The 13586-nt window shown below is 39.0% G+C and carries 13 protein-coding genes and 1 pseudogene; 9 read left to right on the top strand and 5 right to left on the bottom strand.

The window, feature by feature from the left end:
* Window positions 1-109: 109 nt before the first annotated feature.
* The 5 genes from NQ782_RS05755 to astE are packed head-to-tail and all read left to right on the top strand — an operon-like array spanning window position 110 to window position 6191.
* Window positions 110-1324, top strand: coding sequence for an aspartate aminotransferase family protein (locus tag NQ782_RS05755; protein WP_000437496.1), 1215 nt, complete (start codon window positions 110-112; stop codon window positions 1322-1324).
* Window positions 1325-1342: 18 nt separating this feature from the next.
* Entirely contained in the window at window positions 1343-2374 is a 1032-nt protein-coding gene (astA, locus tag NQ782_RS05750; RefSeq protein WP_000973732.1) for an arginine N-succinyltransferase, read from the top strand.
* Window positions 2374-3843 (top strand): succinylglutamate-semialdehyde dehydrogenase, encoded by a 1470-nt coding sequence (astD, locus tag NQ782_RS05745; protein ID WP_049068347.1) that lies wholly within the window; start codon window positions 2374-2376, stop codon window positions 3841-3843. Before astA ends, astD begins: the two co-directional genes overlap by 1 nt.
* 17 nt (window positions 3844-3860) lie before the next feature.
* Complete coding sequence (gene astB, locus NQ782_RS05740; RefSeq protein WP_000679452.1) at window positions 3861-5204, top strand: N-succinylarginine dihydrolase; 1344 nt, start codon at window positions 3861-3863, stop codon at window positions 5202-5204.
* A 12-nt stretch (window positions 5205-5216) separates the two neighbouring features.
* Window positions 5217-6191 (top strand): succinylglutamate desuccinylase, encoded by a 975-nt coding sequence (astE, locus tag NQ782_RS05735; RefSeq protein WP_001150823.1) that lies wholly within the window; start codon window positions 5217-5219, stop codon window positions 6189-6191.
* 62 nt (window positions 6192-6253) lie between these two features.
* Here the strand turns inward: astE and NQ782_RS05730 are convergent, their stop codons facing one another.
* Window positions 6254-7015, bottom strand: a complete 762-nt coding sequence (locus tag NQ782_RS05730; RefSeq protein WP_002133675.1) for a hypothetical protein — start codon at window positions 7013-7015, stop codon at window positions 6254-6256.
* 593 nt (window positions 7016-7608) lie between these two features.
* Here NQ782_RS05730 and NQ782_RS05725 point away from each other — a divergent pair.
* A complete protein-coding gene (locus NQ782_RS05725) occupies window positions 7609-7917 on the top strand; it encodes a hypothetical protein (protein ID WP_086231002.1) in 309 nt (102 codons plus the stop codon).
* 35 nt (window positions 7918-7952) lie between these two features.
* Complete coding sequence (locus NQ782_RS05720; protein ID WP_001190932.1) at window positions 7953-9308, top strand: S8 family serine peptidase; 1356 nt, start codon at window positions 7953-7955, stop codon at window positions 9306-9308.
* 98 nt (window positions 9309-9406) lie between these two features.
* On the opposite strand, the gene NQ782_RS05715 is transcribed toward NQ782_RS05720, so the two are convergent.
* From NQ782_RS05715 to NQ782_RS05705, 3 genes are all read right to left on the bottom strand, one after another.
* Window positions 9407-9838, bottom strand: a complete 432-nt coding sequence (locus NQ782_RS05715; RefSeq protein ID WP_001088069.1) for a hypothetical protein — start codon at window positions 9836-9838, stop codon at window positions 9407-9409.
* Window positions 9839-9932: 94 nt separating this feature from the next.
* Window positions 9933-10352, bottom strand: coding sequence for a hypothetical protein (locus NQ782_RS05710; RefSeq protein WP_000644154.1), 420 nt, complete (start codon window positions 10350-10352; stop codon window positions 9933-9935).
* Between the two features lie 148 nt (window positions 10353-10500).
* Window positions 10501-11367 carry a LysR family transcriptional regulator gene (locus tag NQ782_RS05705; protein ID WP_000355656.1) on the bottom strand — a complete coding sequence of 289 codons (867 nt, stop codon included), beginning with the start codon at window positions 11365-11367 and terminating at the stop codon, window positions 10501-10503.
* Window positions 11368-11475: 108 nt separating this feature from the next.
* Here NQ782_RS05705 and NQ782_RS05700 point away from each other — a divergent pair, with 108 nt between their 5' ends.
* Complete coding sequence (locus NQ782_RS05700) at window positions 11476-12378, top strand: DMT family transporter (protein WP_057092875.1); 903 nt, start codon at window positions 11476-11478, stop codon at window positions 12376-12378.
* 35 nt (window positions 12379-12413) lie between these two features.
* Window positions 12414-12697: pseudogene (locus tag NQ782_RS05695) on the top strand (YciI family protein).
* 58 nt (window positions 12698-12755) lie between these two features.
* Here the strand turns inward: NQ782_RS05695 and NQ782_RS05690 are convergent.
* Complete coding sequence (locus tag NQ782_RS05690; protein WP_000793438.1) at window positions 12756-13586, bottom strand: hypothetical protein; 831 nt, start codon at window positions 13584-13586, stop codon at window positions 12756-12758.

Below are 13586 nucleotides of genomic sequence, written 5' to 3'. Positions count from 1 at the left end.
GCAAATATAAAGGATGTTATAGGGTTATTTGTTCGGTCCCTTTTTCTAAATGAATTAAATTAAAGACAGTAAGACAGATTAAATAAATTAAATAGATACTGAGGTAAGCATGGAACAGCCAATTTCTGTAACTCGAAGCAACTTTAATGACTGGATGGTTCCAGTATTTGCACCGGCAAATTTCATTCCGGTACGTGGTGAAGGTTCACGTATCTGGGATCAAGAAAATAAAGAATATATCGATTTTGCAGGCGGGATTGCAGTAAATGCATTAGGTCATGCGCATCCAGTGGCAGTCAATGCGTTAACAGAACAAGCAAAAAAACTTTGGCATGTCGGTAACGGTTATACAAATGAACCCGTTCTACGCCTTGCAAAACAACTCACTGAAAATACATTTGCAGACAAGGTTTTCTTCTGTAACTCAGGTGCAGAAGCGAATGAAGCAGCTTTAAAACTTGCGCGTAAAGTTGGACTCGACAGCGGTGTTGCAGGTAAAAGTGGCATTGTGGCATTTAACAATGCTTTCCACGGCCGTACTTTATTTACCGTTTCGGCAGGTGGCCAACCAAAATATTCACAAGACTTTGCACCACTTCCAAACGGTATTAGCCATGTTGCTTATAATGATTTAGAAGCGGCTAAAGCAGTCATAAATGAACAAACTTGTGCAGTAATTGTAGAGCCTGTACAAGGTGAGGGTGGGGTTATTCCTGCTGATATCGAATTTTTAAAAGGTTTACGTGAACTGTGTGATCAGTTCGGTGCCTTACTTATTTTTGATGAAGTACAAACTGGTGTGGGCCGTACAGGTGCACTTTATGCCTACATGAACTACGGTGTGATTCCGGATGTACTTACGACTGCAAAAGCATTGGGCGGTGGTTTCCCGGTCGGTGCAATGTTAACAACTGATAAGTTTGCTCCGCATTTTTCTGTCGGTACACATGGTACAACTTACGGTGGTAACCCGTTAGCAAGTGCAGTTGCAGGTGCAGTTTTTGAGTTTATTAATACACCAGAAGTACTTGAAGGCGTGAAACACCGTCATCAATATTTCCTTGATGCATTAAATACTTTAAATGCTGAATATCAAGTATTTGATGAAATTCGTGGTCAAGGTTTATTGATTGGCTGTGTACTAAAAGCTGAATATGCAGGTAAAGCGAAAGACATTACCACATGGGCAGGCGAAGAAGGATTACTCGCTTTAATCGCAGGACCTAACGTGGTTCGTTTCACTCCTTCTCTAATTATTCCTGAACAAGATATTGATGAAGGGATTGCTCGTTTAAAAAGAGCTTTGGCAAAGTTGGCTAAATAAAAAAAAGGAAAGCTAGCCATGATGATTGTCCGTCATGCCGAGTTTCGAGACCTTGAAGATATTTATAAATTAGCAGGTAAGTCAGGTGTTGGCCTGACTTCCTTGCCACAAAATATGGATACGCTTTCGGCTCGAATTTCACGTACTCGCAATACTTTAAATGGCAATGTTCATAAGAGTGAACAGGGATATTTGTTTGTTCTTGAAGATACCGAAGCTCAACGTGTTATTGGTGTAAGTGCAATTGAGGTTGCGGTAGGTTTAATTGAACCTTGGTACAACTTTCATGTGGGAACACAAGTACACGCTTCAAAAGCATTAAACGTTTATAAATCATTACCGACTTTATTTTTAAGTAATGACAGAACAGGAAGTAGTGAGCTCTGTACATTATTTTTAGATCCGGAGCGCCGTGAAAATCAAAACGGTAAATTTTTATCGAAAATCCGTTTTATGTTTATCGCAGCATTTAAGCAATATTTTGAGAAAAAACTAATTGCGGAAATGCGTGGCTACTCTGATGAAAATGGATGTTCACCTTTTTGGGATGCGATTGGGCACCATTTTTTTAATATGGATTTCTCAACTGCAGACTATTTAAGTGGTATTGGCCAAAAAGTTTTTATTGCCGAGCTGATGCCACGTTTTCCAGTCTATGTTGACCTTTTGCCAAAAGATGCGCAAGAAGTGATTGGGAAAATGCATCCACATACTTTGCCTGCTTATCATGTGCTTGAATCAGAAGGTTTACGTTATCAAGGGTATGTCGATATTTTTGATGCGGGTCCAACTATTGAAGCCAATATTGATGAGTTGCGTGCAGTCAAAGAAAGTCAACTCTTAAACGTCAAAATTACCAATGAGGCAACAGTGGGTAAAACACAATACCTTGTTGCCAATGATAATTACCACGACTATCGGGCCATGTTATTGAAGCTTGATCTCGTAGATAACACTTTAAATTTAACGCATGAACAAGCTGAAAAACTCGGTGTACAAGAAGGTCACGCTGTTCGTGTGTTATCACTAAATCCTATGGAAGTATCCTGATGTCAAACTCTTTATTTATAAACGGTGTCTGGTTACAAGGCAGCGGTACAACATTTGTAAAAACTAACCCGGTTGATAACCAAACTGTATGGTCAGGCGCTGAAGCTACGGCTAGTGATGTTGAGAAAGCTTGCCAAGCTGCTCGTACAGCATTCCCAGCGTGGGCGCGTTTACCTTTTGCTGAGCGTGTAGCGATTGTAGAAAAGTTTGCAGCTTTGCTTGAAGAAAATAAAAAGCATTTAGCGGAAGTGATTAGCCAAGAAACCAGTAAGCCTTTTTGGGAAACATTAACTGAAGTTCAGTCAATGATTGGCAAGGTTGCAATTTCGATTCGTGCTTATCACCAACGTACAGGTGAAAGCTCAACTGAAATGGCAGATGGTGTGGCATCTTTACGTCACCGCCCACATGGCGTACTTGCAGTTTTTGGTCCATATAACTTCCCGGGCCACTTGCCGAACGGACATATTGTTCCTGCGTTACTTGCTGGTAACACAGTTGTATTCAAACCAAGTGAATTAACGCCTTGGACTGCTGAAGAAACTGTAAAACTTTGGCAACAAGCCGGTTTGCCAAATGGTGTAATGAATTTGGTGCAAGGTGGTCGTACCACGGGTGAAGCGCTAGCTACCTCACATGAAATTGATGGCCTATTATTTACCGGAAGTGCAAACACAGGTTATCACCTACACAAACAAATGGCGGGTGCTCCTGAGAAAATTCTTGCGCTTGAAATGGGTGGCAATAATGCATTGATTATCGATGAAATCGAAAATATGGATGCTGTTGTTAACCTCACTATTCAATCTGCATTTGTTTCGGCAGGGCAGCGTTGTACATGTGCGCGCCGTATCTTGGTAAAAAATGGTGCGCAAGGCGATGCATTTATTCAACGTTTTGTTGAGGTTGCTAAAAACTTAAAAGTTGGTCGTTGGAATGATGAGCAACAACCATTTATGGGCGGCGTAATTTCATCGGCTGCTGCAACAAACATGATGAATGCCCAGCAAAAGTTGCTTGAGCTGGGTGCAAAAAGCTTGTTGCCAATGACACGTCCTCAAGAAGACAGCTCATTACTTACTCCAGGCATTATTGATGTAACAGGTGTGGCGGGTATTCCAGATGAAGAATATTTCGGTCCGCTTACCACTATTCAGCGTTATGACAGTTTTGATGAAGCATTAAAAATTGCCAATGCAACTCGTTTCGGCTTGTCAGTTGGTTTGGTTTCTCCAAAACGTGAACTATTTGATGACTTACTCATTGAAGCACGTGCCGGAATTGTGAACTGGAACAAACCATTAACAGGAGCATCGAGTGCAGCACCATTTGGTGGTGTAGGAGCTTCAGGTAATCACCGTGCAAGTGCATTTTATGCTGCTGACTACTGTGCTTGGCCAATGGCTTCACTCGAAAGTGAAAGCTTGACGTTGCCAGAAAAATTATCTCCAGGGATTGTGTTGCCTTAACACTAGGGAAAGAAAAAATGAAAGGATATGAAGTAAATTTTGATGGTTTAGTGGGACCAACACATCACTATGCGGGTTTGTCTTTTGGTAATGAAGCATCGACCAAAAACCGCAATAATTTGTCTAACCCAAAATTGGCGGCGAAACAAGGCTTATTAAAAATGAAAGCTTTGGCTGATATGGGCATGAAACAAGGTGTACTTGCTCCGCATGAGCGTCCACATGTTCCGATGTTACGCCGTTTAGGTTTTACCGGAGATGACATTAGTGTTGTGGCTCAAGCAATGCGTTATTCACCAGAGCTACTGTCATCTTTAAGCTCAGCTTCTCCAATGTGGACTGCAAATGCTGCGACAGTTTCACCTTCGGCTGATAGCCAAGATGAGCGCGTGCATTTTACTGCGGCTAACCTGAACAATAAATTTCACCGTTCAATTGAAGCTGAAACTACAAGCCAAGTTTTACAAGCGATCTTTAAAAATGAACGTCACTTTGTACACCATGAAGCTTTACCGCAAGTGGCTTTATTCGGCGATGAAGGGGCAGCAAATCACAATCGTTTAGGTGGTGATTATGCTAAACGTGGTGTTCAGGTGTTTGTTTATGGTCAACAATATTTAAATAATGGTTTACCGGGACCAAAACGTTATCCTGCACGTCAGACACGTGAAGCGAGCGAGGCCATTGCACGTTTGCATCGTTTAGATGAAGCACATACCGTTTTTGTTCAGCAAAACCCGGATGTGATTGATCAGGGTGTTTTCCATAATGATGTAATTGCGGTAAGTAACCAGCAGGTTTTATTCCACCATCAACATGCATTTTTAAATCAAGATCAGGCATTTGCCGAAATTCGTCAGAAAATGGCAAGCATCGGTGAAGACTTTATTTCAATTGAAGTGCCTGAAAACCGTGTGACTGTGGACGATGCTGTTGCAACATATTTATTTAATAGTCAGATTTTGACTCGTCCAGATGGCGGAATGACCATTGTTGTGCCTGAAGAGTCTCGCCAAAATGCTGCAGTGTGGAGCTATTTGAATGACATGATTCAAATGGGTACACCAATTGATGCAATTCAGGTTTATGACTTGCGTGAAAGTATGCGTAACGGTGGTGGTCCGGCTTGTTTACGTTTACGTGTAGCATTAAATGAAACCGAATTAAATGCCGTAAATCCAAAAGTTCTCATGAATGATCAATTGTTTATGACGCTTAATCAGTGGGTAGATAAACACTATCGCGATCGTTTAGCACAAGAAGATTTGGCAGATCCGCATTTACTCATGGAAAGCCGTATGGCACTTGATGAACTGACTAAAATTTTAGGTTTAGGTTCGGTTTATCCTTTCCAAAAATAATGAGGAGGTGACATGCAAGATTTTCTAGCATTAACCTTACAAGGTGAGCAACCTGCAACGCGCGAGGGAAAACAAGCAAATTTTTCTTGGCGTTGGTTAGGTGAGGGACTTCTTGAATGTACACCACATGCGCAGTACGACAAAGCTGTCGTACTGTCAGCTGGAGTACATGGGAATGAAACGGCACCAATTGAATTGCTATCTCATCTTTGCACCGATTTATTTGCTGGGCGTTTAAAGCTTGCGGTGAGATTATTGCTTGTATTGGGCAATCCCTATGCGATGCGTCAAGGCAAGCGTTATGTACATGACGATGTAAACCGTATGTTCTGTGGTGGGTATAAAAATCTGCCTGTAACTGAAGAATCTAAGCGTGCTAAGGTTTTAGAGCAGACTGTTGCCACTTTCTTTCAGGAAAGTTTGAGTCAGGCAAAACGTTATCATTATGATTTGCACACAGCAATTCGGGCTTCATTATTACCAACATTTGCTTTATTTCCATATCAAACGCATAGCTATGATGCTGATCTAACGGCAAGTCTTGAAGCAGCTGATTTGGATGCTTTGGTTTATCATAATGCGGTAGGTAAAACATTTACCCATTTTACGAGTGAGAATTTTAAGGCGGCGAGTGCAACTTTAGAGTTAGGCAAAGCATTGCCATTTGGACAAAATGACTTGAGTCAATTTGCTTCAATTGATGAAGTCATTCGTAACGTGGTTTCTGAGCAAGCTTTACCAGTGCGGAATAAACCAAAAATTCGTGTGTTTCAGGTATCTGACTCTTTAATAAAAAAAGATGAAGAGTTCCACATGAATTTATCTGCTGAGGCTCCCAACTTTTCAACTTTTACTAAAGGCGAAATCATTGCGACTCAACCTTCTGGTAACTATGTAGTTGAACAAGATCAGGTCTGGATTTTATTTCCAAACCCGAATGTGAAGATTGGTTTACGTGCAGGCTTGGTTTTAACTGAAACAATCTGAATAGTTAATTTTAGACAAATAAAAAAGGGCGATGAATCGCCCTTTTTTTATTGCTAACTTAATTAGTTAGTACCGAAAAGACCTTTAATAAAAGATTTCTTTTCGCCTTTTTGTGTAGTCGCTTGAGCGCCTGCATTTACGTTTGCATTTGCATTAATACCAGCAACATTAACACCAACGTTTACACCTGTTTGAGCGTTAACTCCATGAGCCGGTTGAGCTGCATTTAATTTTGCTTGAGCATCAGCTTTAGTGTCAGCAACGAATTCTTTTTGGTCAGCTTGATTTTGTGCTACACGAGCTTTAACAGCATCTACACGTGCTTGAGCATCGGCCTGTTTTTCAGCAGTAAATTCTTTTTGGTCAGCTTGTTTTTCTGCTACCTTAGTTTTTACAGCATCAAGATGCGCTTTTGTATCTGCTTTAGCTTCAACTGCTAGGTTTTTAGTGCCAGTCGCAGCCTTAGTCGCTAAATTTTTTGTACCTGTTGCTGCTTCGGTAGCAAAATGTTTAGTACCAGTTACAGCTTCACTTGCTACATGTTTAGTGCCAGTAGCAGCTTTAGAAGAAAGTTCAGTTACTTTACCTGTTGTTTTTTTTGTAGCTTTAACGGTTGTGTCAGCAGCTACGTGACCAGCATGTTTTGCTGTGTTCCCTACAGTATGTGCAGTATTTTTGACTGTATTGGCTACGCCACTAACAAGACCACCTGGTTGTACGTTGACTTGAGCAGATGCACCTGCATTAACGCCCGCACTTTGTGCAAAAATAGAGGCAGAAGCAAGTACACTTGCAGTAACGATAGCTGTTTTCATCATTTTCATTGCGATATCCTTCAAAGAATATACCCTTTTAGTGAGGTATTTCATAAACGCAATCGCATCATAGCTAAGGAAATATGAGCTTGGGAACTCACTTCATCAAAACGTTACAACAGTGTTACATTGAGTAAACAGACTAGGGATAAATTGTGAAGATTAATAAAAATTAATAATAAAGTGAAAAAGAACATTTATTTTTTAGTTATTCTTATTAAGCTGGTCCTATTTTCATCTTACAGCTTTTTAACCTTCATCTCCTAAATTTTTCTATAGTTGTTCATGTGATACATGCCTATATCTCTAAATGTGATGTGTTTCTCATTATTTATTGGAGGAAACGGCATAATAATTGCTTATTATGAGAATATAGTGCTTTTTTAGCACTTTTTTGAACCTTATTCTGCCAGAAATATAAACGTAAAGGGCAGAACTGTATTTTTGCTTATTCGAGAAAAGATATTTTAGCTTTTCTCATGTTTATACATTTTATGAAATAGAAATTTCACATGAAATGTAATTCAAGAAATGTCTCTTTATTTCGAATAATCAAAAATAAATATAGATGTCTATAAACAAAAGAACAGAGATCTTAAATGATGAAAATTATAGCTTCCCTACTTGTAATAGTCGGCTTGATCGCCGTTGTTCTTTATTTCAAACCCACAAGCGGTGCATCTGATGTGTTCAATTCTGCTTTACATGAGACGAATTCACCGCAACCAGATACTTCATCTTCCCTTTCTAAACTTAAGGAGCCTACTCAACCTAAAAACGTATCTTTAAATTCAAACCACTCTCAACCGGTATTAGCAGATGCCGTTCCTTTCTATGACACAAAAAGTGATCCTTCGATTCAACCGATTGATCCAGAAAAAGATCCAGCAAATGAAATAAAAGCGAAATAAGCAAATTGTTAGTTGAAAAACTACGGAGAAAAATAATGCAAAGTAAAACGTTGTTTCTATTAGGTCTATGTACAATTTTCAGTACAACTGCATCCGCTCTTCCTTTGGACTCCAAAGGGGCCAAACAGCGGTTAAGTCAGGCAGCAAAACAAAAAGTGTTCCAAGGTAAAATAGATTTAGATGCCTTGGTTAGTAATGATTCAAACGATTTAATTGTCGAATACAATATTCCTTCATCGAGCGTACCTTCAGGTTTAGAACGGCGAAGTTATATTGCTACAAATAAAAAGAATCTTCAGACAAGGTTTAATCGTGCCGGCGGTGTACAAGTACTTCGGGATTACAATAACCTACCTTTGGCTTTTTATCGGATTAGTAACCGTGAGGCTTTAGTAGCTTTATTAAATGATCCGAACGTTAAAGCAGTTTATCCAAACCGTATTAACCGTACTACAACTACTGAAAGTTTGCCTTTGATTAATCAACCACAAGCCAATACCAATGGTTTTACGGGGGAGGGATCTAGTGTTGCTGTGCTGGATACAGGGGTAAATTATCTACATTCAGATTTCGGATGTACCGCTGTGAATACTCCATCAAGTACTTGCCGTGTGGTTTATTCTTTTGATAGTGCACCAGATGATGGCACTTTGGATGATGATGGGCATGGTAGTAACGTTTCCGCTATTGTGTCGAAAGTCGCTACTAAAACTAAAATTATTGGTATTGATGTATTTAGAAAGGTCAGATCGCAAGGTAAGTGGGTAAGCACCGCTTATGATAGTGATATTCTCGCGGGGATTAACTGGGCTGTAAACAATGCACAAACCTATAATATTAAAGCGGTGAATTTGAGCCTTGGTGTGCCGGGAGTCAAATATACCTCTGAGTGTAGCGATAGCAGTTATGGAACAGCATTTGCCAATGCGCGAGCTGCTGGCGTGGTTCCGGTTGTAGCCTCTGGTAATGATGCCTTCCCTGACGGAATTTCATCTCCTGCTTGTGTGGCAGGGGCAGTAAGGGTAGGTGCTGTTTATGATAGTAATATTGGTGGTGTGTCATGGGGTAACCCCGTGAAATGTTCTGACCCAACTACAGCAGCAGATAAGGTAGCCTGCTTTAGTAATGGGGGAAGCCTTGTGACCTTATTGGCGCCGGGTGCAATGATTACCGCAGGTGGCTATACCATGGGTGGTACCTCTCAAGCGACACCACATGTGGCAGGCGCGATTGCTCTATTGAGAGCGAATAGTGTGAGTCCAACAGAAAGTATCGATCAAACCATTAGCCGGTTAAAAGCTACGGGTAAACCTATTACTGACTCAAGAACGGGCTTGGTTTTCCCACGGATTGATTTACTGGCGGCAACCAATGGTTTAACCGTTAACTAAATAGCATATTTATAATTTTTTATTAGGTCCAAAAAATTTAAATGGCTATGGCTCGTTGCAAAAGATAACTTCTGCAACGAGTTTTTTTATGAAAAGCTTTAATCACACTTTGCTAAGTTGTCTTTACTAAAATTACTTTGAAGTTTTTTGAAATTATTTTGAATTTCGGGATCTTGGATATTAAAAGTGGTAGAGCTTTTGGTTGTCGAATTGGTCGCTTGACTTAATATGCCAGAAGAGTCTGGATATTGCTCTGTAAATGATTGAGCTGAAATCAGGCCTTTATTATTAAAAATCCAATGTTCAGTTACTTGTCCACCACCTAAATAACCCGTAAATTCAATCATACAAGCTTGCTTATCGTGTTTAATGAGCTTGGCTACATTGCCTGTAGTGGTTGGATAAGCTTCGATATTGGTATCTTGTTCTAAAACTTGTGCCTGAGGATAAGAAGAAAGAGGTGCGGTAGTTGCACATGCTGTTAATGCTAAGCAGCACAGGGTAGAAAAGAGAAGTTTTTGACTGTTCATAAGGCAGGTTCCTAGCTCTTTGTAGTGGATGTATGTCTTTTTTAAAGTGTGTTTCTTTGGAAGCACGATATGATCGCGCTACTCTGATTTAATTTTAATTGGCAGTCGTACTAGATTTACTTAGCTCACCTTGTTCGATTGGAATATTTTCACCGTTTCTACTGCTGGTGATATTTTGCTTAGCTTGTTCTATTTTCTGTTCAGTAAATACTTTGGCTGTATCCGCTTTTTGTTGAACAACTTCTGCTTTTTCAGCGGTAAATTCTTTCGTATCTTTCCATTTTTCACTAATTTTATTTGAGGTTTTTTCAGAGGCGCCTTGAATAGAATCTCCTAAGTTTTGTATGCCTTTTCCTGTTTTATATAACAGTACGCGGCCTAAGCTTGGATTATCACCATAAGGCATTGTCTTAGAAGTTGCTTCATTCACTTGTTGAGGTTGAGGTGTTTCAGCAAAGAGAGATGATGAAACCAAGATAGAGCTTGTAATACATAAAATTTTTATGGCTTTCATTTTGGATTAATCTCCCCAATGACTATCAAAATATGGATAGCTGATCTTACTGTTAAAAATAAATCTTGTGCAGACATGAGATAAAACCCATACGATTCGATTACGAGAAATCATCATTTGAAGGGAATAGCATCATTACCCAAATGCTTTATAAACAAAACTCCGACTTTATCAATTCTATAAACATGTCTCTCGCTTTATGGTTACTCACATTTTTATGCCAGAAAAAATGATTTTGCATAAAGGCAAGGTATTCAAATTTATAACTTTGAATATGCGCTAAATTTTTATATTGTTCATAAATACTCTTAGGCACTAACGCCACGCCAGAACCCGCACTGACACACCCAATAATGGTGGCGTAACTGGTAATACTGGTGATAGGGAGAGAGATATTCTTCAGTTTAAGCCATTCTTCAAGAGCTGCACGGTAAGGACAGCCTTCAGTCCACATGAAAATTTCTTTACCAATCAAATCTTCTTGGCAATGAATTTCTCCTAAAGAATGAGATGCAATTAAGACCATGTCTTCTTGATAAATACTGAGTTTATTTAACATAGGAAACTCAATATTGCCTGCAACAATTGCACCATCAAGTTTGTGCTGAGAAATATCGACTAGTAGCTGTTTCCATGTGCCAGTAATAATTTGAATAGAAACTTCTGGATAACGTTGATGATATTTTGCAAGTAAGTTGGGCAGGCGAGTTGTAGCAGAAGATTCAATAGCTCCAATTTTGAGCGGGCCAGAGGGCGGTGCATCTGGATGAATACTTCGTTTCGCTTCATCGCATAGCGCTAAAATTTTATGGCAATAATCGAGAAAGATTTCTCCTGATGGGGTGAGTTTTAAGCTTTTTCCTTCGCGATAAAACAGCGGTGCGCCTAGTTCTTCTTCAAGTTGCTTAATGCGTGTAGTGATATTGGAGGGTACGCAATGTAGTTGTAGTGATGCTTTAGCCATGGTTCCGCATTCAACCACGGTTTGGAACATTTTTAACTGGGTAATATCCATGTTTAATCATTCACTTTTAATGAATATTTGGCTCAATATAAGTTAATTTTATTTAACTATCCATGTGCATATGATGAAAGAGTTCCATTTCATTAGTGCAGATTTAACATGGCAATTTCTCTTGCTGCCGAAACCCAGCCTCCCGCATTTAAGCTCTATTTATGTATTGCTGTGACTGTCTTTTGTTGGGGCTATTCACCTATTGGCGTACATAGTGCTTTGCATTCATATACACCGCAGCATATAGCCTTGCTTCGCTTTTTAATTGCTTCATTTTTTTTATTACTTCTAGTCATAAAAAAAGGAATTCAGCCTTTAAAGTGGAAAGATGTTCCTGCACTTGCTGTATTAGGTTTTTTTTCTGTGACGCTGCATCATTTGCTGATAAATACAGGGCAGCAATATGTAACTGCGGTCGCTTCTAGTATTTTGAGTCAATCTATTCCGCTATTCACTTTTATTATTTCAGCTTTGGTTTTTAAAGAGCATATTCGGTTCAAACAGTGGTGGTGTATTTTGCTAGGGCTTAGTGGTGCCGTGTTAGTGGTCAGTGGAGATCATGGTTTTGGTATACCGAGCCCTTATAGTTTGTTGATTGTTTTAGCTGCAATCGCTTGGGGGCTTTATTTTAATTTATATAAAAAATTTGCCTTAAATTATGATGCCTTGAGCATGATGTGCTACATCATTTGGTTCGGGACCCTTCCTTTACTATTTTATAGTGTTCATTTACCTAGTGAAATTTTACATGCCACTTGGCAAGCCGATATGTCGGTTGTCTTATTGGGTATTTTTCCAAGTGCGATGGCTTATGTACTTTGGGGCTATGTACTTAAAAATATGCCGTTAACGATTGCATCGAATTTTTTATATTGCTCACCTATTGTCGCCATGAGTTTGGCCGTTGTTTTCTTAAATGAGAAACCATCAATGATGGTGCTGCTGGGAGGAGTAATTATTGTGGGAAGTTTAGTGTGGATGAATTGGGGGAATCGGCGTACTATCGAATAAGCTATGTCATGCGCTACTTGCTTTAAGAGAATGAGATGATTGTTGTTACCCTCAACTATAAAAAACCATTGACCGAAGTTGACGCTGTACTCAAAGAACATATTGCATTTTTAGATCATTACTATGAGCAAAAGAAATTTTTAGCGTCGGGACGCCGGGAAAATAGAGTAGGTGGTGTATTTTAGTTCTAAGCTCTTCGATTCAAGAGGCTGAAGAGATTATGAAAAATGATCCGTTTTATAGTCATGATGTGGCCGATTATGATTTTATGTGGTTTGAGCCATCGAAAAGTTTAGAAGAAATTAAAGAATTTGTTTGATTACATTAGAGAACAACTTAAATTTAAGTAGTTCTCCAATGTATTTGGTTAATATTTATTATTGCTCAACAATATAAATACTATTTTCGAATACATCTCCTTTATTTGTTTTAACTACACCAACACATAAATTGTCAGGAGTTTGGATAAAAGAAACTAAGGATGTATCTGCATTAGTTTTACAGTTCTTTTGCTTGCTCTCATCAAATGCTTTTAAATTTAATTGATGTTGTAAATCTAAAGTAAATACTTGGCTAAGAGCGCTAAATGCTTGATCTGCTTTTTTCATAAATAATAAATTATTTTGAGCTTCCCATTCAGCTAAAGAAATACGATCCTTACTTACATAGTGATATAAGCGTTTTGTATCTGCATTATTGTCTGCCGCATTTTTAAATTGGGTCTTTAAACCAAAATTTACTTTTACAATTGGCTTTTCACGGAAAGAAAGACGTGAATAAGGCACAATTTTAACTTCAGATGCCTGATTTAAATCTAGTAATTTGATTGTAGGATCAGCTTTATTTTGGGTGAGGGAGTCAGTAATTTTTTGATGTATTAACTGGTCAAATTTAATAGGCTGATTGAGAGAGCTTTTTTCAATGGCTGAACTATTTGCATTTTTATCAATTGCCATTGCAACACCTACCCCAATAAGACCAAACATTCCAGAAACTGGGCTGGCAGAAGCATTACTTGAATCACCAACTAATATTTGGCTGTCTTTTATAAAGTAATCACCTGCACCTGATTCAGTCATTGAAGATAATTGTTCTGAAGAAACGGAAAGAGAGGTTTGTTTACCCGCAGCTGGATATTGAATCGATTTAGTCGTGGCACATCCAGTAAATAATAATGTCGATATGAGTAATAAATTTAAGTTTTTCAT

The sequence above is a fragment of the Acinetobacter sp. BD54 genome (genome assembly GCF_044778325.1).
Lineage (GTDB): Bacteria > Pseudomonadota > Gammaproteobacteria > Pseudomonadales > Moraxellaceae > Acinetobacter > Acinetobacter baumannii.
Note: the sequence above shows the minus strand (reverse complement) of the source record. Positions and strands in the feature narration are given on the sequence as shown.